Source organism: Serratia sp. D1N4, assembly GCF_054552755.1.
In genome coordinates this window covers 5,111,508-5,134,816 of sequence record NZ_CM137274.1, presented here as the reverse complement: position 1 = coordinate 5,134,816, position 23,309 = coordinate 5,111,508, and the positions used below count along the sequence as shown (strand labels likewise).

Genomic DNA, 23,309 nt, shown 5'->3' with positions numbered 1-23,309 from the left:
TTTCAAGCGGTAGCGTTGTTACCTGCACTATCTCACCCCAGTCACTTACTAAAGTAAGCTCCTGGGGATGAGATAGCTTGGCGCCTAGCTGCAACTTGAAATCCATAGGGTATTAAGATTGGTTTTCGAGTCCAATAAAAAGGCCAGCATTGTCGCTGGCCTTTTGGCGTTTTAGTGGGCAGAGAAATTACTGCGGCATGGCTTCACGCGGGATGATGGCACCACGGTACTGAATCACCGTGCTGGCGGTCAGGTGGCCGCGCTGTGCGGCGCTGACGGCATCACCGCCGGTCAGGCGAATCGCCAGATAACCGGCGCTGAATGAGTCACCGGCGGCGGTGGTATCAATAACCTTCTCTTTCGGCAGTTTCACCGCAGGCACGTCGTGCGTTGCTCCGTCTGCGCTGAACACCAGGCAGGAGTCCGCGCCACGCTTGATCACAATCTCGCTCACGCCGAAATCGCGCGTGCGGCTCACTACCTGCTCAACCGGCAGTTGGCCCCACAGTAAATCTTCATCGTCCAACGTCAGGAAAGCAATGTCGGTGCAGGACAGGATATCGCGGTAGGCCTGCTGGGTTTCGTCTTTGCTTTGCCACAGGCGCGGCCGGTAGTTGTTGTCAAAGATCACTTTGCCGCCGTTGGCCCGGCACTGGCGCAGCAAGGTCAGCAGTTTTGCCCGGCTGGCAGGAGGGAGGATCGCCACGCTGATACCGCTGAGATAGATATAGTCAAACTGCGCCAGTTGCGCGCACAGATCTTCCGCCTGCGGCCCATCCAGCCAGTAACGGGCTGCGGCGTCGTTACGCCAGTAGTAGAAGGTGCGCTCACCGGTGTTGTCGGTTTCGATCACATACAGCCCTGGCAGCTTGTTTTCCAGTTGCTGAATCAGATCGGTTTTCACCTGTTCCTGCTGCCAGGCGTGCAACATCTCCCGGCTAAAGCTGTCGGTGCCGAGCGCGGTAACGTAATGCACGTTCAACGCCTGCTGCGGAACCTGACGGGCGATATAGACGGCGGTGTTAAGGGTATCGCCACCGAATCCACGGCTGAGATCTGCGCCTTTCTGCGACAGTTCGATCATGCATTCGCCGATCACGGCGAGATTTTTGCTGTTCATGATAATCCCTGACTGAAGAGTTGAGTCTGACTGATGTGAGATACGTTTAGTCTCAACGCAAGGGCGGGGGCAGTCAATAGAAATAAAACGGCGTTTTAATTATTTTATGATCGCGATCGGGAAACACCGGGTTTCCCGTCGTCCATGAGTGAAAGGTGGGCTATATGGCGGCTGCGCGCAGGTCCGTCACGCTCTTGCCGCCGATACCCCAGTTATCGGTATCCACCTCTTCGATCACCACCACGGTAGTTGCCGGGTTTTTACCCAGCGTATCGACCAGCAACTGGGTGACACCGGCGATCAACTGTTTTTTCTGATCCGCAGTGGCACCTTCACGGGTAATTTTGATATTGACGTAAGGCATGGTTATTCCTCTTTTTATTGTTCAAGGTAAGAACCGATAATAGTCGATTACCTCAGCACCTGGCAGCTATGATCCTGAATCTCTTCTGCCGAGGCCATATTCAACCGCAGCAGATCACGTTCGACCGCCAGCAGCAGAAAATCACCTGCGGGCAATGCGGTCATCGCCAGGCCATAACTGCCCATGCTTTCATGCGCGCCCGGTACGCCCTGTGCGAGTAAGCGAAACGCCCCCGATTGCTTAAGCTCGGCTGCGCTGACGCGGCGTGCCAGATAGCTATGCTCCAACAAACCACCAAGCAGCGGTTGCCACTGTTCGCTGATATCGCCACTCAATTGTGCCAGCCGATCTCTGACTGCCGGTTGCAGGCAGGAAATATGAATATGCAGCTGATTCTGCGTGCGGCCGTACTCTGAGTTGATCGCCAGCGAGAGGTTGGCATTGTCGATTGGTTTGCCGTATTTATCCGCCATAAAATGGCGCGCTTGCCAGGCTAAGGCGAAAAAGTTCGGTGTATCGGGTTGCAGTACCTGCGGGCTTTCGATACCGGTGATTTTAGTGCTGGGCAGCAACAGGAACTGTAGTGGCCCATTGCGATCCTTCAGTACCACAAATCCTGCCGCTTCATCCACCTGTGCGCAAGGTGCCGGATTGTTGCTTTGCTGCTGGTTTGGCAGGCAGTGCTGGCTGACGATACGCCACAAGGCGTCTGGATGCGCCGGTTTCAGCCAGAAATAGAGCGCAAAAAAGATAAGCACCACTAGCGCAGCACACACAGCCAACCAACGGCGAAATGACATAATGAGTTTCCGTAGAGAAGGGGTAGCAAACAGAATAGCCGGGTTTTATGACAAACGGCCCCAGTAAACCGGGGCCGGGAAGGATTACAACGACTGGTGACGGGTTTCTTTCATCAGCAACAGAGCGATCAGCGTCAGGCTCGCCATCGCCGCCAGGTACAGGCCAACGTAGAACAGCCCAAAATTGTTTGCCAACCAGGTGGCGATATAGGGAGCGACAGAGGCACCCAGAATCGAGGCCACGTTATACGAGAAAGAAGCCCCGGTATAACGTACTTCGGTCGGGAATAATTCCGGCAGCAGTGCGCCCATCGGGCCGAAGGTCAGGCCCATGATGCTCAGACCGCACAGCAGGAAGGCCATCACCAGCACCTGATTGCCAGAACCCAGCATGCTTGGGAACACGAAGGCAAAGGCGATCATCAGCAGGGTGATAACAATCATGGTCTTGCGACGGCCAAAGGCATCCGCCAGCAAACCGGCGATCGGCACCATTACACCAAAACCGATTACCGCAACCATCAGCATCCACAGGAAGCTATTGCGCGAATAGCCCAGCCCCAGCGGTTCCGCTGCCGTACCGAAAGTCATGGAGTAGACGGTCATCAGGTAGAACAGCGTATAGGTGGCCAGCATTATAAAGGTGCCGAGGATAGTGGCCTTCATATGCTTGCTCAACAGCGTGCCAAGCGGGATTTTTACCTGTTTACCCGCTTTGGCCACTTTGGCAAAAATCGGGGTTTCATGCAGCGAAACGCGCACGTACAGGCCAACCAACACCAGCGCGGCAGACAGGATAAACGGCACGCGCCAGCCCCAGGTCATGAATTGCTGGTCGGTCAGCAGCCAGGAAAGCAGCAGGAAAGTGCCGTTGGCGAAGAAGAAACCGATGGGCGCACCCAACTGAGGGAAAGAACCGTACAACGCGCGTTTATGTGCTGGCGCATTCTCGGTGGCTAACAGGGCAGCACCGCCCCATTCTCCCCCTAACCCCAACCCTTGGCCAAAACGCGCCAGCGCCAGCAGGATCGGCGCAAAGATGCCGATGGTTTCATAGGTTGGCAGCAGGCCGATCAGCACGGTAGAGATCCCCATGGTCAGCAAGGAGGCAACCAGCGTGACTTTGCGCCCGACGCGGTCACCGAAGTGGCCAAAGACGGCAGAGCCAATCGGCCGGGCAATAAAGGCGATCGCGAAAGTAGCCAGCGATTGCAGCGTTGCCGCAGCAGGATCGCCCTGTGGGAAGAAGATATGCGGGAAGACGATGACTGCGGCGGTGGCGTAAATATAGAAATCGAAGAACTCAATGGCGGTACCGACCAGCGAGGCGACAATGACTTTTCCCCGGGAGTTAACCGGTGTGGATGCCTCTTCGGCGTCCACAGTTGTTGCGATGGAAGCTTGCATAGTTGTTTCTTATATTTTGGATTTATAAAAACCCATTTTAGTCATAGCAAAATGCCATTTTCAATGGCGTAACTTTGTGCAATTCGGTAAATGACCTGTTAAAAAGACTAATGATTTAATAAGTGGCTTTTATTTAGTTTTAAACACCGTTGAATAATGAATGTGTAGGTATAACGGCTGTGAAATGAGAAAAGAAAAGTTGTAGGCTAGTAGGTTATGCTGGTTTTTGTTGTGCGACCGGTTTGTTATCGAAGCTATACACTGCTTTTTACCGCATTTATCAGGATAAAAAGCCAGTCATAACTATACGACTGGCATTAACGGTCGGGATTCACTTCACCTGTGGCAGGGTCTTATCCTCTTGGTACTGGGCTGTGGCGATCCAGGCGGCGCAAAACAGCGTCAGGCGGGCAAAGAAGTAGAAGAATGCCATCAGCCCAATCACGGAGCCAAAGGCTGCGCCGGAAGGGGATCTCGCCACCTGCGGCAGCGTCATGGTCATCACAAACTTAATCACCTCAAAGCCGATGGCGGCAAGCAACGTGCCGCGCAGCAGGGCCTTTTTCTTCGGCTTGTGGCGCGGCAGCATCCAGAAGATCCACAGAAACAGCAGATAATTGGCAAAGATCGAAATGGATAGCGCAATCAGCGTCATCGCTGGTCGTAGCCATTCGATACCGCCTAACCCAAGGGCATGCACAATGGCCGCCTGAGCGGAACCGGCGATCGAGGTCAGCGAAAGCGTCACGATCAGCGCCACCAGCAGGCCGATCAGGGAAATAAAGTCGCGGGTGTAGCGGAAGTAAATTTTCTCCTGATCCTGCGGATTGCGTTCCCAGACATCGCGCGACTGTGCGCGGATCGCCTCACGCAAATTGCCCATCCAACTGATACCGGAATACAGCGCCAGCGCCAAACCGGTAAGGCCGACGGTGGTACGCTGCTGGATCGCCGTATTCACGGTGTTCTTCAGCGTGCTGGCGAGCGTTGGGTCGCTGATGCTGTTGACGATTTTGCCGATCAGTTCAGCCAGCAAATCCGGGTTGGAAGCCAGCACAAAACCCACGGCGGCGAACGAGACCATCAGGATCGGAATCAGCGAAAGAAAGGAGAAATAGGTAATGGCGGCACCAAACTGGCTGCCCATGCGATCGTTAAAACGTTCGGCGGCGCGCAGCAGATGGGCAACGCTGGGCCAGGTTTTGACACGCTCGACTAAATGGGAAAAACCAGAAAGGGTTTTATTCTGCGGCTGATGGGGTTTTTTATCCGATCCTGTAAGCATTACGTCACGATTCCTTATCGATAAACACAGCAACTTCTTTCAAGCCGCAGAGGTTGTCGCGTTGATTATACCAAAATGAGCCTGGGATGTGGCCGTTATACCCGCGTTGTACCATTCACCAAACATATTCTTTCAGCCGTATACCTTCAATTTTTATCTATTGCCCTCCTCAAGAAGGCGTTTACTCATTCATAGGGCGCAGCGTGTTTAGCTTTTCTGCGCCTGTAACTGTAGCAGCCGTAGGGGCTGGAACGGTTTTATCTCCCATCAATAGAAAAAATGGAAGGTCATATGAAATTATTCAATCACCCAAACTGTCGTCCGTTTCTTGAAGCGGGCAATCTGTCACAACTCTCTGCTTACTACGAGGAAGAGCGGCACATCATGTGGATGATGCTACGCGCTGAACCACGTCCTTGCTTCAATCATGCTCTGATTGAAGACATCATGACGCTGGCACAGGCGGCAAAAGAATCGTCGCTGCAGTTTGACTTTTGGGTAACCGGTTCGCTGGTTCCCAACATGTTTAACGTGGGGGGCGATTTGAACTTTTTTGCCGAGGCGATAAAAAACCGCAAACGTGAATCAATGATGGCTTATGCACGCGCCTGTATTGACTGCGTTCACGCCGCCGCTCGTGGTTTTGACACCGGAGCTATCAGTATCGCTATGGTAGAGGGCAGTGCGCTGGGAGGAGGTTTTGAAGCAGCACTGGCGCATCACTTTGTGCTGGCCCAGAACAATGCACGCATGGGTTTTCCGGAAATTGCCTTCAACCTGTTCCCTGGGATGGGAGGATATTCTCTGGTGGCGCGTAAGTCAGGCATGAAGCTGGCGGAAGAGCTGATCTGGACCGGTGAATCCCACACGGCTGAATGGTTTGAAAGCCGTGGATTGGTGGACCATCTGTTCCAGCCGGAAGATGGCTATATGGCGACCCGTACCTTCATCGATACCATTCGGCCCAAGCTGAACGGTATGCGCGCCATGTTGCGTGCCCGTCAACGGGTATTGCAACTGACGCGCTCGGAGCTGATGGATATTACCGAGGACTGGGTGCAGGCGGCCTTTACCATTGAGGAGAAAGATATTGCCTACATTGAACGATTGGTGATGTTGCAGGATCGCCATGCGCAGAACCTGCTGCGTGCTGGGTAATTAACGCTAGCCCGCATCATCTTGCTGATGGTGCGGGCTATATGATTTCAGCCACTGTTCCAACTCTTCCGGAAGCATAGGTTGTGCAAACAGGAACCCCTGCTTTTCGTCAACCCCGACGCAGTCCAGAAACTGGTTTTCGCTTTCCGTTTCAACACCTTCGGCAATCACCCGGAACTTCAGCGCCTCGGCCGTGGCGACGATCGCACGTATCAATGATTGCGACACCGGAGCGAGATTCACCCCACGCACAAAGCTTTTATCCAGCTTGATGGCATCGAGCGGAATACGCGCCAACTGCGCCAGTGAAGAGTAACCGGTACCGAAATCGTCCAGGTGAACCTGTGCACCCAGCGATCGCAACCGGCTGATCACCTCGTGCACCCGGCTTTCATCTTCAATCAGACTGCTTTCCGTTAATTCGAAATCCAGCGTACAAGGAGCGAGCTGGTTTTCTTTCAGCGCGTTGATGAAATCGTCAACAATGCTATCGTCCACCAGTTGCCGGGGTGAGAGATTGACTGCAACCCGCAGATTCAGCCCCTGCTGCTGCCATTTTGCCGCCTGTTTGGCCGCGGTTTGCAACACCCAGCGGCCAAGCGGGGCGATCAGCCCAGACTCTTCGGCATAGGAGATAAACTGCATCGGCGGGATCAGCCCACGCTCCGGTGAGTCCCAGCGTACCAGAGCCTCTACGCTGCGTGCGACACCGCTGCGCCTGTCGATCTTCGGCTGGTAATACACCACGAGCTGGTTCTGCTCCAGCCCTTTGCGCAGGTTGGTGTCCAGCCACATATATTCGGCGACGCGCCGGTTCATTTCCGGTGAGAACACGGTAAAGGTACGTTTGCCATTTTCTTTGGCGACATACATGGCGGTATCCGCGCTGCGGATCAGATCATCGAGATCCTTGCCGTGTTCTGGGCACAGAGCAATGCCGATCGAACAACCGGTATAGACCTCAATCAGGCCGATGCGGAACGGTATTTTCAGGCGATCGATAATGCGCTGTGATAATTCCTGCAGTGTGGGGATGTCGGCCTGACGCACCATAACCAGGAACTCATCGCCCCCCAACCGGGCCAGCATTTCGCCCTGCTTAAGGCAGCCGAGAATAGCTCGTGAAACTTCGACCAGCAAACGGTCGCCAAACATATGACCATAGGCATCATTTACTTTCTTGAAGTTGTCGAGATCGAGATACACCAACCCGACGCTGTGGTCACCGCGCTCGTTAATCGCCTGGCTGACGTAATCCTGGATGGCGTTACGGTTCGGCAAACCGGTAATGGTATCGGTATTGGCCAGCACCCGCAGACGTTCCTGGGCCCGGCGCTCTTCGGTAATATCGGTGCCGGAACAGATCAGGAAAACCTCTTTCTTGCCACTGCCGCTGTGCACGAATTTATTGCGGAACAGGAATAAACGTTCGCCCTTAACCGTTTTTATCCAGCGTTCCACCTCGTAAGAGGAGCCGTTACGAAAGAAACCGGCGATATTACGGCGTGATGCGCTGGCTTCTGCCGGGCTCATAAACATCTGAAAGACGTTTTTGCCGATCACATCCTGCTCTTGTAGGCCGGTGTACTCTTCACTCAAACGGTTAAAGCGCTGAATGCGGCCATGCTGGTCAACAATCACGATCACGGAGTTGGCTTCTGACACCACCTGTTCGGCAAACGACAGGCCGTGCACCAGATCGCGAGCAACCGCCTGAGTATCGGTGTAGGCGGAGGCTGTGCCCGCCCATTCGTGCTTATTGACCCGGCGGCCGACCAGATGCAGGTGAATGGGCTGGCCACCCAGCTGAATAGTGATATCCAGACTGGCGGTGATCCCGCTCAGGCGGCGGATTTTTGCCGCCTGCATATCGCTGAGTGCTACGGCAATATGTGTTTTACCTTTAATCGCAGTCAGTTCCAGAGCATTGCTGTCAAACGCCAGATGCCAATAGGGGCTGCTGGTGCCAAAATGGGCGCTAAGTAGCATCGGGCCTTGGTCTGCGAGCATTATCATTCCTCAAAAAGCAGAGCAACCGGGCGTTTTTGATGGGTAAACGGCTGACTTCAGGCCCGGTAATGCGGGCATTCCCATCAAGTAAAACGCCTTTGCGAGTCATTTGGGTGGCAGTGGAACAATTATAGAGGCAATTTTCGCTTTGATAGGTCACTTTTGCCTAAGTGACGTTTGCAATAGAGTGTAAAAGAGAACCGCAGACTGCGCGAAAATCTATTTTTATCCACCTTGTTGAACCTGGGGTGCTGCCGAGGTGGTTAAATTATGCCAACCGCTGTTGCAGGCAGAAATAAAGCGGAACCTCTTTCTGGCGCAACGCAAATTTCCATATCACTGACACCTTCTCCATAATTTATTCATAATTGATGCATAAAGCTATTTAAGGTTTTAAAAAGTTTACACTCCATCGCATTACTCTATGTTTATCAGCCTACTATTATTTCCGACGACACGATGAGCCTGTTAACGTACAGCGCTCCTGATGAAGAGTAATTTTAAGGAAATAATCATGCGTAAACTAACGGCTTTATTTGTTGCTTCTACTTTGGCTCTGGGTTCAGCTTCTGCGGCATTTGCTGCTGATACCGCGGCCACACCTGCCACGGGTGCCGCACCAATGAAAATGATGCATCACAATGGCCCAGGTAAAGGTGGCCCGTTTGCCGGTTTGAATCTGACTGAACAACAGCGCCAGCAGATGCGTGACATTATGAAGGAGTCGCACCAGAATCGTGGGCCGGGGGCGAAAGATGAGCGTCAGGCGCTGCATAACCTGGTTGCTTCAGACAGTTTTGATGAAGCTAAAGCCAAGACGCAAATTGATGCGATCGGTAAAGCGCAATCTGAGCGGATGCTGGAGCGCGCCAAAGCGGAAAATAAAATGTATAACCTGCTGACTCCAGAGCAGAAAAAGCAATACAATGAGAACTATCAGAAACGTGAGCAGAAGATGATGGAGCGTATGAATAAAATGAAGGATCAGCAACCTGCCGCGCAGTAATTAAGAATTCACCCTATATAAAAAGGCCGGATTAATTATCCAGCCTTTTTTATTTCGCTTTCCATTAAAAATGGATTCCCTGGTGAGGCGTGCGAATTATGATTATTCAGCCACAGGCGAAATGGCATGAAATTGTTCGACAATCACCTGGGCAAACAGCGGATCGTTGATGTGATAGGGCGTTTTAATCAACTGGCGTTTATCGGTTTGTTCCAGCGTCTGCTCCAGTGAATGGGCAAAGGCACTCAGCGCGGCCGGATCCCAGAAAGGTTGCCCTGGGGCATCCAGCGCCGAAACACCGCCTGTTGGTAGCACGAAGCGTATATCACCCTCACAAGCATTTAGCTTTTCACCTATCCAACGGCCCATGTGAGTATTTTCTTCCACCGTCGTGCGCATCAACGTCACCTGGGTATTGTGATTGTAGAAATGCCGATCGGCATAGCGCGCCGGGATGGTTTTCGGATGGCCAAAGTTGATCATATCCAGCGCCCCGCAGGACATCACACAAGGGATGCCGGTACGGGCAATGGCGCCAAAGCGATCTTCATTGCAGGCTAAAACACCGTCGAACAGATAATCACAGACTTCAGTGGTGGTCAGATCCAACACGGCGTTGAGCAAATGGCTGTCGATCAGCTTTTCCATTGCCCGGCCGCCGCTGCCGGTGGCATGAAATACCAGGCAATCCCAGTCAGCTTCGATCGCATGGGTAACGGCTTTGATGCAGGGCGTGGTGACGCCAAACATGGTCAAACCGGTTGCAGGCTTGCTGTCGGCATCATCATCCACATGAAAACGTATCGCCCCGGCAATCTGATTTGCGGCATTGCTCAAGACTTTGCGTGAAATCCGATTCAGCCCAGCGATGTCGGTGACCGAATACAGCATGGCGATATCGCTGGCCCCGACATAGCCGGAAACATCGCCCGCCGCCATACTGGAAACCATTAATTTTGGCAGACCAATCGGCAATTGCTGCATGGCCGGTGTTATGATTGCGGTTCCGCCTGATCCACCCAACCCGAGCAGGGCGGCGACATCGTTGCGTGTCAGCATGAAACGCTCGAAGGCGACCGCCATCGCAGCAATGGCCAGGCCACGGTTGCGGCAAAAAACGGCCTGTGCACCTTCGGGATGATAACGGGCAATTTCCGCAGCAGAAACGTCGACCTGATAAGGAGAAGGCGTTCCTGAAGTGGAAAGATCAAGGGTCAGTGGGGGTAAACCGAGATTGGCGATCAGGTTGCGGACATACTCCAACTCTTGTCCTTTGGTATCTGCTGTGGTAGCAATATAGACAAAAGCCGGGGTGTTTCTCATCGTCTGTTCCTGAAAAAGGTTCGGACAAATGTCCGAACAGTTTGTTTATAAAGACAATTATTATTTTAAGTTTGGAACCCTGGTGTTGGACAATAAGATACAGCAGATTATTTTGTAGACATAATGAGACTGTCGTATCATTTATGCAAGTGTTAATTAGCTGATAATGTGACTCCCGTCTCATTATTGGCCGTTTTAGCTTGTTTTTTGTGCTGGTGGACCAGGATCCTACCGGTTACGTTTCTATCGTATTTGCTCCAGGGTTGGATGATACGAGGAAGTTCGAGGTTGACGTGCCAATAACCGCATTCCCCGCACCGCGGGATGAATCTCTGACGCATACCAGGGCCAAAACCCGTCATTTGCTGCTGAGCAGCGCAATGGAACTCTATGATGGCGGCGTTTTCCCCTCGATCACTGAACTGGCTGCCCATGCGCAGGTTTCCCGTGCTACCGCCTATCGCTACTTCCCCACTCAGAGTGCGCTGATCGCTGCCGTGGTGGCGGAAAGCCTAGGGCCTATTCTTGAATGGCAACCGCAGGATAACGATGCGCTGAAGCGTATTCAGCAACTGCTGGCGTTTGCTTATCCGCAGATGGAACGGCATGAGGGGGCGTTGCGTGCGGCGTTACAACTGTCGTTGCAGCAGTGGGCCCATGCCGTACCGGGTGAAAAGTTTGTGCGCGGCAACCGTAAGCGCTTGCTGAAGCTGGCGGTAGAACCCTTGCAGGATAAACTGCCACCCGAAGCCCTACAGCGTGTGATCCATGCCTTCTCGCTGATTTATGGCTCGGAAGTTTTTCTGGTGCTGAAAGATATTTGGGGTTTAGAACTCGACGGTATTCAGAATGTGACCCAATGGATGGCGAAAGCCATTATTCGTCAGGCCGAAGAAGATGCGATAAACGGTGGCAAATAGCCAGCACTACCCGCCCACGCGATGGCCGAGCACGCAATATTCTTCTCTCTATCTCACTGTTAATCCACTCAAAATAAAAAAACCGGAACCCTTGCGGGGCCCGGTTTAACAGTGGGTAAAACGGCTAGCACGATGGCTAAACTACACACGGCTTGCAGAGCATCCTGATGCATACATCCATTCTCAGGAACCGCGACCGGTTCAAAATTTCCCTGGTGTCGTTATGGTTATTATGAACAGATAGGTCTAGTATCGTTTTTATAATATGTTGTTTCTCATACCATGTTTGACTATAAAAGATGGCATGTCAAGCAAGCTTTCGGTTTTAAGATTGCATAATATGTAAGTTTTCGATAACGTTTCTACATAGAAAGCATCAAAGCGACTGATAAATCAGTAAAAAAGATCGAAGGATAAAATGTATAACAATCATCAAAAATTCGATTCGCAGTCGATTGCAGGCAAGGTCAGGGAACTCTTTCTACACCATGGGGTTGGTAAGCGTCAGCAGGCAAAAGAACTCAGCCGTATTCTGGATCTGAGTTTTTCTCATGCCCATCGTAAGCTAAAAGGGCAGAGCCCGTGGACGCTGGAGCAAATTAATCGGGTGGCCGTGGCGCTGGGAGAAAACTTGGCTGCCATTGTTGATATCCTCCCCGAAAACGACGTGTTGGCACAAACTATGGTGCAGGATGCCATCTTTTCGGTTGCGGGGGTCGAACTTCCTTGTATCGGCCATATCGGTGACGAGCTCGCCGGAGGCCGCTTGGCGGAATTTGTTGCCTTGCAGCAGGAAGGGCAATGGAGGATCTACCGTGCCGATGAGGCGCCGGCGGGGCAGCGTTTCTGCGTAGAGCTGATAGAGATCCGCCCAGGCAGCGTTGACGATGAGCGCCTGAGTATTGCGGTATTGGATGATGCCCATCAGGCGGCAGACGAATTGACCAAGTATCTTAATGCTCAGGGTTTTAGCGCCGTTGCTTTCTACGACGTTGCCAGTCTCTGTCAGGCGCTGCACAAAAGCCCGTTCGATGGCTACGTAGTGGATTGGCTGATTGGGCAGGAAACGGCACAACAGTGCATCGAAACCATTCGCAGCTCAGACCACCCTGATGCGCCGGTATTGGTATTGACCGGGCAACTGGGGACCGATCTGCGCGAATCTGAAATTGCCAGAGCGATGCGTGATTACGACGTGCTTGGCCCTTATGAAAAACCGGTGCGGCTTCATGTGATCGAAGCCGCACTGCAACGCTGTTTTAATCTTTAGTGGCAAACAAGGCTGCCAATGATGTGGACAGTGTGCCCATGCGCACGGGCTTCATCAGATAGTCATCAAACATGGCTCGCTGCTCGGTGGCAAGTAATTCGGGCGCGTAGGCGCTGATACCGATAATTGGAATGTTGCGGTTCGGGCCACGCTGGCTGCGCAACTGTTTTGCCACCGTACTCCCGTCAATCCCAGGCATTTGCAGATCGAGCAGCAGCGCGTCATAAGGGCGTCGCAGCAGTTTTTGCAGTGCCCGTTCCGATGAATCGCACAATTCATACTGATACCCCAGTTTGTCGAGCAAGGTGATAAACGCATGGCCGGCGGCCGGGTTATCATCCACCACCAGAATCTGTTGTTCTTTTTTCAACGACGAGGCTTCGAGCTGCGGGCTTGCTGCGGGCAGCTCTTCCGTGCTGATTTCAACAGGAATGCTGACGACAAAGGTGCTGCCTTTTTTCACTTCGCTGGAAACCTTGATCGTCCCCTTAAGCAGCTCGACCAAGCCGTGGACAATCGCCAGCCCCATGCCAATGCCGCTGTATCGACGCGTATGTGACTGATCCAGCTGGGTGAATGGCTGGAAAATCTGTGGTAACACTGTTTCTTCAATGCCGATCCCGGTGTCTGTCACTTCGACAATCAGCGCAACGCCATTGGGTTGGTGACGCAGGCAACTGCGTAAGGTGATCGTGCCGTGCTCGGTGTATTTAAAGGCGTTGGTCAGCAGATTGATGAGAATCTGCCGGATGCGCAGCGGATCGGAATCAATCAGCGGTGTATTGGGCTCCAACTCACAGATTAATTTGATGTGTTTCTTGTGCGACAGCAGGCTAACTTCGTCGGCCGTTTCTTCAATCAGTTTTCGTGCGTTAAACGGCACGATGCGTAACTCCATCATGCCGCTTTCCAGGTGGGCATAATCGGTTAAATCTTTCATCTGGCTTTCAATTTGCTGTGCAGCGCTCTCCAACCGCTGGAAGGTATCCCCATGCTCAGCCGAGAATTTAGTATTCACCAGCACATCAATGGCGGACATAATGCTTTGCAAAGAAGTCCGTAGCTCGTGGCCGATGGCACCTAAGAAGGCATTTTTAGTGCGGGTGGCCTTTTCTGCTTCAATTGCCAGCGCCTGTTGCTGAATGGTCAGGCGTTGCTGGCGCAAAACCAGCAACGTGATCACGATCAGGGCGATGACTGAAAATATGATCATCACCAGCCCATAGAAAATAATGCGGCGTTTCTCAATAAAATCTTCGTAAGCATCGCTGCGTTGTTTCACTTCCGCATGATCTGTCAGGTTGGCCATCTCAATGGATAACGGTTTGAGTCGGGCTAAGGTTTGTGAAATCTGCTGAAAGTTAACGTTTGGATGGCTAATCAGCGCATCAAGGTTATCCATCTGCTGGCGTATTTCTGTAATGACTTGTGGATAACCGGGCTCGCGATACAAAGGCTCCGTGGATTCTGACACGGTTTCAAGCACATAAAAGCGTGAGTAAAGGATCTCGAATTTTAGTCTGAACTCCTCAGCATTATATTGGCTGGCACTTTTTCGTTGCTCAATAAAGGTTTCAAACTCGGCAAGCTTGATGGCAAATTTGGCGATCGACCACGAGTAGTTTTCCTGCGTGCCAGCAATCGCATACAGCCCCTTCTGGGAGAGGATTGCGCTGTAAGAATACAGCGTTACCGCGGAGGCGACTAAAAACAGGGCAGCAAAAATGGCCGGAATAGCCAACTTGCGGCCATTTTTAAATGACATCAGCATCATTTGATATCTATCCGAGTGATTTGCCAGATAAAGCGCGAGTTATACAGTGGGGAATTCAATTCCTTTCCGCCACTGTCGCGGGGGTACACGAGAAATAAGGGGCCAAAATTTCTTATTTTCAGCAGGGTGCCCCCCATTTTATAGGCCAGGATCATGCGATATTTTTCGACATCGGTGATGGGGATTGTGATGGAGTAATCATTCAACGCGTAAAACGTCATCGTGGTCCCTTTGGCGCCTACCATGGTCAATAATTCAGCCAGCGCGACGCCTTCAAATTTTTCCAGTGGAGTCCATGATGTGCTGGTGGTAATCGTGTGTACCGGCATGGAAAATAACTGCTTATCGGTAAAAATATAGCTGTGATTTTTTTCATCAGTGAAGTGGCTGATATTCCCTGTTATTTCCAGCGTAAAACTTAATGCGGAGGATTGGCAGATCGCCAGGGCAGCTAATGCCAAAGTGATAATTCTGAGCAAATGGGTGAACATCAGTGTATCCCAATCATCATCGGTAAAGATTTTAGAGTTACGAATTTATCAGGCCGCCGCGTTACAGAGAACACCCAATTTACCGTTCAGGACGCTACGCAGCGCCATCATGCGTCAATATTGCGTTCTTGCAACCCCGTAGAGAAGAAACGTGACGCCGGTCAGCTTTTTTGACGGGCAAAAAATGAGCTTTGAATCAGCCAGTATTTGGCCTTGATGGTGGCCGCTCCGGCATTGTTTGATAGGGGTGTTAAGTAAACCAGGGGTCCAGATTATGACATCTAACTTTAAAAACGAAATACAGACATTCGGACGCTCCCTATTATTGCCTATTGCCGTTTTAGCACCAGTAGGGATGTTAATGGGGATCTGTAGCGCGCTGGGTCAGGCGTATATGATCGACAAACTGCCGTTTCTGGGAAATGCCTATTGCAAGGCGATATTGTCTTCAATGGGGTTAATCAGCAGCGTGGTATTCCAGAATATCCCATTACTGTTTGCCATGGGGGTTGCCTATGGGATGTCGAAGAAAGAAAAAGGCATTGCGATTTTTGCCTCGGTTATCGCTTATTTAACGCTCTTGATCTCAATGCATGTGCATCTGAAATTAATGGATCAGTTGATTACGGATAATATGGCGCTGGTCGGGCAGGGCATGGTGCTGGGAATACACACGCTGAAAATAGAGGCGCTGGGGGGCATTATTGCCGGTCTGCTGGCTGCCAAGGTGACCGACAGATTCTATCGGCTGCAACTGCCATTGGCATTTGCCTTCTTCAGCGGTAAAAAATCGGTCGCCATCCTGTCAATCGCCTTTACCATTCCGATCGGCCTGCTGCTGCCCTTTGTCTGGGATCTGTTTACCTACGGGATGAGGAGTATTTCCACCATCATGATGGCACCGAACATCGGTGCCGGGATCTACATGACCTTGAATCGTTTGCTGATCCCGTTTGGTTTACACCATGTGCTGAGCTCGACGGTGCGCTTTACCGAGGCGGGTGGCACCTACCTGATCGACGGGCAAACCTACGTCGGCATTCTGCCGGCAATGAATAAAATCCTGTTTGAACTGGGGCCAAATCATCCGGCATGGAATGAGCTTATGCCGACGCTGTCGAGCTACCTGGCCTCATCACAGATGTTGACCACTTTGTTCCGCGTTCCGGCGATCGGCCTGGCGATGTACCACATGGCCTATCTCAAGAACAAGAAGTTTGCCAAGGGGATGATCCTCACCGTGGTACTGACCGCGTTCCTTGGCAATATTACCGAGCCGCTTGAGTTCTCTTTCCTGTTTATTGCGCCGAAGCTGTTTATTATCTATGCAATATTGTGTGGCCTGTTAACCATTCCTCTACAGATATTAGAAGTTTCGATTGGCTATATTCGCGGGACAATCTTTGACTTCGGTATTTTTGGGCTGATGTATGAGAATACCCACTGGGTGAACCTGATTCTTCTGGGGATGGTTAACTTTGTGGTGTTCTATTTCTTCTTCCGCTACGCCATTGGCAAGTTCGACATTAAAACACCGGGCCGTGAAAATGAAATGGCGGACAGCGCTCTGCTGAATAACAAAGAGTACGACAAGGTGGCGCAACTGGTGGTGGAAGGTTTGGGCGGTAAGAGCAATATCAAGCGGGTGGAAAACTGTGTATCACGTCTGCGTATCGATCTTGGCGATCAGAAGCTGCTGAATATGGATCTGCTGAAAGAAGCCGGATCCTTGGGGACCTTTATTCCCTCCAACAACCATATTCACGTCGTCTTTGGGCCACACGTCGAGTTTGTCCGCAATGCGGTAGACGATCAACTTGCTGGCATTACGCAACGTTAAGAGGAAACAGCATGCGCGCACTCTATGACTCTAAAAGTAAAACCATCGACCATCAGGGCATGAAAGATCTGTTCACCCACGAAGCCAGGGTGCAGTCATGGCTTGACGTGGAAGGCGCACTGGCGCTGGCGCAGGCCAAGGTTGGCATGATCCCCGCCGCAGCGGCTGAAAATATTGCTGCCAACTGCCGCTTGGAGCGGATCGATCTCGCCGAGGTTGATCGCTTGCTGCGCCAGATTGGCCACGGTTTTGTACCGGTGATCAAGGTGTTGGTTAAAGCCTGTGATGCGGAAAGCGGCAAATATGTGCATTACGGCGTAACCACCCAGAATATTCAGCAAACGGCCCATCTGCTGATCGTAAAAAAATTCCACCAGAAACTGATGAAGTTCGTGGATGACACGCTGGTCAATCTGGCGCGCCTGGCGAAAACGCATAAAAACACCCTGATGGCGGGGCGCACTCACGGTAAACACGCTTTGCCCATCACCTATGGCTATAAGGTTTCAGTGTGGATTTATGAACTGTTGGCGGCGGTGGAGCGCATGCAGGAGGCGGAAAAACGGGTGTTTACCGTAATGATGGGCGGTGCGGTGGGGGCGTTTCACGCCACGGGTGAAGCGGGCAGAACGGTGCAGGATCTGGTTGCCGAGCAGCTCGGCATGTACTCGATGCTGGTGCCTTCGCGCAATGCTCGGGTGTTCCGCGCCGAGTACATCACCAATCTTTGCCTGCTGGCGACGACCCTGCATAAAATCGCTGAAGAAGTTTATCAGACCTCCAGCGAAGAGTTTGGCGAGGTATCGGAAGCGTTCACCAAGGGCACCGTGGGCAGCAGCACCATGCCGCAGAAGGTCAATCCCAAGCTGGCCAAAGGCATTATTGCCAACGCGCAGAAGCTGTATTCGGTACTGACGGCGGCGCTGTATGTCTGCCCACGGCCGTTTGAGGCCGACAGCTCCGCCTACTTCATCTTTGATGCCAGCCTGCAAGAAAGTATTGAGCTGATGGCTGAAATCATCCTGCGCGCCGAAGAGCTGACGCGCACGCTGGTGATTAACCCTGAACGGATGCATGACAACGTAATGCTGACGCACGGGCTGATTAACAGCGAAAAAATCATGATGAAACTGGTGGATAAGCTGGGCAAGGATCCGGCTCACGAGCTGGTTTACCACATGGCGATGCGCAGCACGCACGAGCATCTCGAATACAGTGAGATATTGAGTAACGATCCGCTGATGGCGGAAAACTTCACCGCCGATGAGATTGCGGAGCTGCTGGACCCTGCATGCTACACCGGCCTGTGCGCCGTACTGGCCGATGAGTTGGCCGAGCGAGTGCTGGCCCGTGAATAGCCATCGTTCTGATTAATAAAGGCCATTGCATCAGCTCACCGCTGAAAGTTGTAAAAAAATATGTTGATACTTATCAATGTGTGACAGATTGAAAAGCGAGCAAACTAGCGCTGCCCAATTGGCACAGAGAAGTCGTCTATAAGCATCATTAAAAGGAATATCAGCATGAAATTGATTTCAAAGATATTTTTTTACCGGGCTTACCAAGAACATAACAGAACCCAAAGGGAAAGAGTCACACCCAATAAATCCCTGATTGCCTTGGCGATTACCGCAGCCATGTTGCCGATAGCAGGTTCGGCCGTTGCCGCCTATGCAGAGCCTGGCCAGATTGGCGATAAAGCCAGCTGGGAAACCGAAGAGTACGGCAAAGATTGGGGCCTGGCCGCGATAAAAGCCTCCGGTGCCTATGCGCTGGGGTTCTCCGGGCAAGGGGTTAAGGTTGGCGTGATGGATTCCGGTGCGCTGCTTTTTATTCATCAGGATCTTAATAGCGATCGCTTCCATGCGGTTGAAGCTGCTGGCACCTACGGCTCTTCTGGCTTGCGTTATCCCCAGTCGGCGGTGGGCTCGCAGGGGGAATATACTGAGGGCGAAGTATTCGATCTTAGCGGCCAATGGATAGCCGGGGTTAACGACGGGCACGGAACCCACGTCACCGGCACCGTTGGGGCTAATCGCGACGGTGAAGGGATGCACGGGGTTGCCTGGGGGGCTGATGTGTATGTCGGTAACACCGGCGGGACCGATGGCAATAACTATGGCCCGTTCCAGGATTATCAGTTCTTCTATAGCGGTTGGAAAGCGCTGGTGGATTCCGGTGCCGAAGTGATTAATAACAGTTGGGGCACCAACATTCGCATTACTGACAACGGCTCAACCGGTAATGACGGCGGCAACACCGGCGTTCATCTACCGGCAAATAATATGGCCCAGTCGGAATATGAGTATTTCTATTTCAACAAAAGGTATGGCGCAAATCCCTCCTTTGTTGATGCCGCTTACGATGCGGTGAAAGGAACCACGGTGGTGCAGATATTTACCACCGGCAATCGCGATTTCGCTAATCCATTCTATCGCGCGCTGTATCCCTATTATCATCCTGAGGCCGAACAGCACTGGATTGCGGTTGCCGGGCTACAGCGGGTAACGAGTAGCGATAAATACGCGCTGTCTTATACCTGGAATGAGGCTGGCGAGGCCAAGTGGTGGACCGTGGCGGCACCGGGAAGTGGCATTTACTCAACCACGGTGAATGCGGCAACCGGTGCGGCTGGCTGGGGGAATTCATCCGGCACTTCCATGTCTGCGCCGCACGTTGCCGGTGCCATGGGCGTTCTGCTCTCGCGTTATCAGGATATGAGTGCGCTTCAGGTGCGTGATGTGCTGTTTACCACCGCCAGCCACCAAAACCCAGACGGCAGCACCTTGGATAGCTGGACGGCGGCTGACGGCGTGCCTGATATTCGTTACGGCTGGGGCGTGCCCGATCTGGATAAAGGCATGTATGGGCCTAGCCAGTTCCTCGGCAAGTTTGAATACAACATCGCCAGCACGCCGCTTGATGTCTGGAGCAATAATATCAGCCAGCAAGCGCTGGATGCACGCGAACAGGAAGATCTGGCCTGGTTACAGCGCTATCAAGCGCAGGGCATCGCGGCGGGCGGAGCCTACGAGTTAGGCAACAGCTTCGTGGTCAATGACGGTAACAGCGATCCAACGGATCACCTCGTTAGCCAAGCGGATGCTGAACAGTGGCGGCAAGACTATTACAGCCAGCGTGCAGCGGCTATTCAGGCCAGGATTGATGCCGATCTTTATACCGGTTCTCTGGTTAAGCTCGGCGCAGGTACGCTGATCATGACCGGCGATAATACCTATCAGGGCGGCACCCGCGTGGATCAGGGTGAACTGTATGGTTTCACGGAATCATTTGGCAGCGGAACCGTGGCGGTCAACGGCGGTAAATTCGGTGTCCTCGCCCGCTATAACGATACCTTTACGTTGAAGGGCGAACTGGCCTCAACCGAGAGTCATAAGGCGAATATTGCCGTTAATGCGGGTGGGACTTACGTGGTCAGCACGGGCGAAAGCGTCAACGTAGGCCAGTTAACCTTTAATAACGGCTCAATGATTACGGTGGGCTCCACCAATAAAGACGTATTCGAGGAGGTGTTTAATCATGGCACCGTGGTTAGCGGAACCGTCACTGCGGATAGGTTAACCGGCGCTGATAAAGCCATCGCCACACCTCAGTATGCGTTCTTCAAAACCGATGTCGATATTTCCGGCAATTCGCTCACTGCCAGCTTTGGCCGTAATAAGGACGTGACCTTTGCCTCTTATGCATCAAGCCACAATGGCCGGTCTATTGGCCAAGCGATTGAAGGCAGCGGTTCTGGTGCGCTGTTCGATAGCCTGTTAATGGCGTCTGGCGATGAGGTTCGTAATACTCATGATTCACTCGGCAGTGATATGTACCTGAATACGCAAAATGCCAGCATTGTTAATTCAATGACTTTGTCGCGCGTGATTAAGGATCAGGCCGTTGGCGTGGGCGGTGGCCGCTATGTTGAAACGGTTGATGGTGCAGGCCGCCTTTGGGTTGCGCCGATCGGTAGCTGGTCCAAGGTGGATTACGGCCAATCCAGCATGGACGTCGATTTCTATGCGGCTTTAATCGGTGGTGAAATTAATGCCAACGCTAGCACCAAACTGGGCCTGTATTTCGGCGCGGGCAGCACCGATTTTAAAGGGAATAGGCAGAGCAGAATCGACAGCGATGATCTGCATTTTGGGGTGTACGGTGTTTCCAACATAGCCGATATGGCCTCGCTGAATTATGGTGCGATGCATACCCGGCAAAATCGCGATGCTCATCGTACTTTGCTGGTTGGCGATCAAATGGCTAGCAATTCAGTTTCCCCGGATGTGGATATTACCCAGCTGTTTGCCGAAGCGGCCTATTCAGGATTGACTACGGACACTTATTCCATCGAGCCGTATGCCGGTTTCAGTTGGCTGCATATTAAATCCGATGGCTATGTTGAAACGGTTAACAATATGCAGTTTACCACCGACGTTGATAACCAGGATCTACAGGTCACCACGCTTGGTGCCCGTGCTGCGCTGCCGTTTACCTTGGGTGAAATGAAGATGGCAGTGAAAGGCGATCTGTATGGCATGCACTTCTTTGGTGACAGCACACCGGAAGCGACGATGCGCCTGGCCGATAGCGGAGTGGCTAAAATCCAAGGCGGCAAATTGTCTACTCTGGTTGGGGTGGGTTTGGGCATTGAAACCAAGCTCAACAACGCGGCTACGTTCGGCATATCCTATACCGGCGCATATAATAGCGATGTCACCTCAAACGGTTTTTATGCCAAATTAAAAATCGACTTCTGACATTGATACGAAACGGAACGGCCAATATTCAGCGGCCGTTCTGTTTCAAATGAAAAAGTCGGGGTATTTCTGCTCTAACAGCGCACGCAGTTGCTGCTGATCCAACCCTGCGGTTTCCTGAATAAACGCCTCTGCGGGGATCTTCTTTTTAGCACGCGAAAGCCCGTGCTTACCCAGCAGCGAGATATCATCGCGGGTCAGATAGAAATTCACCTTGATATAATCCAACTGGTAATACTTCAGATAGCTGGAGATTTTATTGGTAAAAGTAATCAGCAAATCGAAAGGGATCTGCTCCAGCGTGTGTAATTCGTTGATATTGACGCAGCCGACGATCTCAATATGAAAGTGCGATTTCAGCACCTCCTTAAAATAACCGACCTTACTTTCCGACGAATTGGTAACGATAATCACGCGTTGTTTATATTCACTGTGGATGCGGTTTTGCAGCTCGTATTTTTTCAGGATTAATACCAGCGTCGACAGATGCACGGTGGAAAAGGTGGTGTGATAGTGCTGGGCGATGGGCGCAGTGGCTTCAGCCACGCCCTGATAGAGCAGGGCGTGCCGGGTCTGCACCTGATGCAGCTTTTTGTCGTCAAAATATAAATTGAACCGGCTTTGCACAATGGTCGCATAGATGAACTGATAAACCTCGGCAAAGAACGGCGACGCGTTGTGTATTTCTGCTCTCAACAGCGGGGAAATATAGTCACACAGGCGTGTGACCAGCGTAATCAGCGTGGGATCGTAGACATCGAACGGTCGCCAGGTAGAGGTCAGTGAGGAAATCAGCAGATCGAGAAAGCGATCTTCATGTTCACTGCCCAGCAGCGCAAAGTCGCAGGACTGAATAAAGTTAAGGTTAGCGCTGCTGGTAATCCCATGCCCGCGCCGCATCCGGTGCAGCGCAATGCTCATGTACACCAGAAAGTATTTTTTGCTGTTATAGCCCAGCGTAATCATGCGGCTTAGCCGTTGCTGACAAAGCTCGGCGGCAGCGTGAATCTCCTGCTGACACTCGCGTAAAAACTGCGTGGCAATGGAGCGATTAATCGGCTCATTGGCTTTGTGCGGCACCAGCAGGTGATCTTCACCAATTTCCACCGTTTTGAGAATGGTTAGGCACACCGCGATGCGCAGTAGAATCTCGTCGCCGTCCAGCCGCGATCCCTGTTTGGGAATGGCAGTCACACTGAGGCGGTTGGCTTGTAAAAAAGCTAAGAGCGCCTGATTATCGTTTTTGAGCGTGGTCGGGCTGACGTTGAACTTGCGGTAGTATTCGCTTTTATTCACCACCTCCTGCAAACACAGCGCCACGCTGAGATCCTTAATACGCTCCTCTGCGGTGGTGATATAGCGGTTAAACGGAATATGTTCCAGCAAGGCAATATATTCCCGATAGGTAATGGCCGTGACGATCGACTGCCCATCTAGGTGTAGGTGGTAGTCAGGCTCAAGCAGCTCGTTAATCTCTTTCATTGCCCGCTTCAGCGTCGATGTGGTTTTACCAAATCTGGACGTGACATCCTCGATTAATACCGGGCTGTGTTCCTGAATATATTTTAACAATGACAGGTCAAAGCTGTTCACTATGGCATCTCAAGGTCGCGTCAGAAGGGGATAATTTAGAATATAGAAAAGCCGGGATCCTGTCTGTGAACTGCGTGGAGCATCTTCAGAAGTAAAAAGGCCAGATGCGGTTGCATCTGGCCTCAGGCTGCTGACAAAGTCAGATATTAGGGAGAGCGCCCCTCGGTGCGCTAGGCCCGGGTATC

17 protein-coding genes are annotated in these 23,309 nt (G+C 52.0%); 7 read left to right on the top strand and 10 right to left on the bottom strand.

All coding sequences use genetic code 11. The features are described from left to right. Positions 1-187: 187 nt before the first annotated feature. From kdgK to yhjD, 5 genes are all read right to left on the bottom strand, one after another. The gene (gene kdgK / locus ACX1CU_RS23065) at positions 188-1,120 is read right to left on the bottom strand and encodes a 2-dehydro-3-deoxygluconokinase (protein WP_459400501.1); all 933 of its coding nucleotides are present in this window, start codon (positions 1,118-1,120) and stop codon (positions 188-190) included. A 160-nt stretch (positions 1,121-1,280) separates the two neighbouring features. Beyond that, on the bottom strand, positions 1,281-1,484 hold the full coding sequence (locus ACX1CU_RS23060) for a 2-hydroxymuconate tautomerase family protein (protein ID WP_459400500.1): 204 nt from the start codon (positions 1,482-1,484) through the stop codon (positions 1,281-1,283). A 47-nt stretch (positions 1,485-1,531) separates the two neighbouring features. Next, positions 1,532-2,284 (bottom strand): CDP-diacylglycerol diphosphatase, encoded by a 753-nt coding sequence (locus tag ACX1CU_RS23055; RefSeq protein ID WP_459400499.1) that lies wholly within the window; start codon positions 2,282-2,284, stop codon positions 1,532-1,534. Positions 2,285-2,368: 84 nt separating this feature from the next. Continuing rightward, the gene (locus ACX1CU_RS23050) at positions 2,369-3,691 is read right to left on the bottom strand and encodes an MFS transporter (protein ID WP_459400498.1); all 1,323 of its coding nucleotides are present in this window, start codon (positions 3,689-3,691) and stop codon (positions 2,369-2,371) included. Positions 3,692-4,022: 331 nt separating this feature from the next. Continuing rightward, positions 4,023-4,976, bottom strand: a complete 954-nt coding sequence (gene yhjD, locus ACX1CU_RS23045; protein WP_459400497.1) for an inner membrane protein YhjD — start codon at positions 4,974-4,976, stop codon at positions 4,023-4,025. A gap of 291 nt (positions 4,977-5,267) precedes the next feature. Here yhjD and ACX1CU_RS23040 point away from each other — a divergent pair, with 291 nt between their 5' ends. Continuing rightward, positions 5,268-6,134: a crotonase/enoyl-CoA hydratase family protein gene (locus ACX1CU_RS23040; RefSeq protein WP_459400496.1), complete on the top strand. Its 867-nt coding sequence runs from the start codon at positions 5,268-5,270 to the stop codon at positions 6,132-6,134. A gap of 6 nt (positions 6,135-6,140) precedes the next feature. Here the strand turns inward: ACX1CU_RS23040 and pdeR are convergent, their stop codons facing one another. Further along, positions 6,141-8,144: a cyclic di-GMP phosphodiesterase gene (pdeR, locus tag ACX1CU_RS23035; protein WP_459400495.1), complete on the bottom strand. Its 2,004-nt coding sequence runs from the start codon at positions 8,142-8,144 to the stop codon at positions 6,141-6,143. A 514-nt stretch (positions 8,145-8,658) separates the two neighbouring features. Here pdeR and spy point away from each other — a divergent pair. Then, positions 8,659-9,150: an ATP-independent periplasmic protein-refolding chaperone Spy gene (spy, locus tag ACX1CU_RS23030; protein ID WP_459400494.1), complete on the top strand. Its 492-nt coding sequence runs from the start codon at positions 8,659-8,661 to the stop codon at positions 9,148-9,150. Between the two features lie 102 nt (positions 9,151-9,252). Here the strand turns inward: spy and ACX1CU_RS23025 are convergent, their stop codons facing one another. Further along, entirely contained in the window at positions 9,253-10,473 is a 1,221-nt protein-coding gene (locus ACX1CU_RS23025) for a Tm-1-like ATP-binding domain-containing protein (protein ID WP_459400493.1), read from the bottom strand. 293 nt (positions 10,474-10,766) lie between these two features. On the opposite strand from ACX1CU_RS23025, the gene ACX1CU_RS23020 reads away from it, so the two are divergent. Beyond that, on the top strand, positions 10,767-11,393 hold the full coding sequence (locus tag ACX1CU_RS23020) for a TetR/AcrR family transcriptional regulator (RefSeq protein WP_459402894.1): 627 nt from the start codon (positions 10,767-10,769) through the stop codon (positions 11,391-11,393). Positions 11,394-11,811: 418 nt separating this feature from the next. Then, positions 11,812-12,663, top strand: a complete 852-nt coding sequence (locus ACX1CU_RS23015) for a helix-turn-helix domain-containing protein (RefSeq protein WP_459400492.1) — start codon at positions 11,812-11,814, stop codon at positions 12,661-12,663. Here the strand turns inward: ACX1CU_RS23015 and ACX1CU_RS23010 are convergent. Both ACX1CU_RS23010 and ACX1CU_RS23005 read right to left on the bottom strand, forming a co-directional pair. Then, a complete protein-coding gene (locus ACX1CU_RS23010; protein ID WP_459400491.1) occupies positions 12,653-14,437 on the bottom strand; it encodes an ATP-binding response regulator in 1,785 nt (594 codons plus the stop codon). The genes ACX1CU_RS23015 and ACX1CU_RS23010 overlap by 11 nt on opposite strands. Beyond that, complete coding sequence (locus tag ACX1CU_RS23005; RefSeq protein WP_459400490.1) at positions 14,434-14,928, bottom strand: putative pterin-binding protein; 495 nt, start codon at positions 14,926-14,928, stop codon at positions 14,434-14,436. The genes ACX1CU_RS23010 and ACX1CU_RS23005 overlap by 4 nt, the downstream gene beginning before the upstream one ends. Before the next feature lie 274 nt (positions 14,929-15,202). Between ACX1CU_RS23005 and ACX1CU_RS23000 the strand changes: the two genes are divergently transcribed. From ACX1CU_RS23000 to ACX1CU_RS22990, 3 genes are all read left to right on the top strand, one after another. After that, the gene (locus ACX1CU_RS23000; RefSeq protein ID WP_459400489.1) at positions 15,203-16,768 is read left to right on the top strand and encodes a PTS transporter subunit EIIC; all 1,566 of its coding nucleotides are present in this window, start codon (positions 15,203-15,205) and stop codon (positions 16,766-16,768) included. Positions 16,769-16,779: 11 nt separating this feature from the next. Beyond that, positions 16,780-18,126 carry a class-II fumarase/aspartase family protein gene (locus ACX1CU_RS22995; protein WP_459400488.1) on the top strand — a complete coding sequence of 449 codons (1,347 nt, stop codon included), beginning with the start codon at positions 16,780-16,782 and terminating at the stop codon, positions 18,124-18,126. Between the two features lie 165 nt (positions 18,127-18,291). Continuing rightward, positions 18,292-21,531, top strand: a complete 3,240-nt coding sequence (locus ACX1CU_RS22990; RefSeq protein ID WP_459400487.1) for an autotransporter domain-containing protein — start codon at positions 18,292-18,294, stop codon at positions 21,529-21,531. Between the two features lie 45 nt (positions 21,532-21,576). Here ACX1CU_RS22990 and ACX1CU_RS22985 read toward each other — a convergent pair whose 3' ends face one another. Further along, complete coding sequence (locus tag ACX1CU_RS22985; RefSeq protein WP_459400486.1) at positions 21,577-23,124, bottom strand: BglG family transcription antiterminator; 1,548 nt, start codon at positions 23,122-23,124, stop codon at positions 21,577-21,579. Between the last annotated feature and the right edge of the window lie 185 nt (positions 23,125-23,309).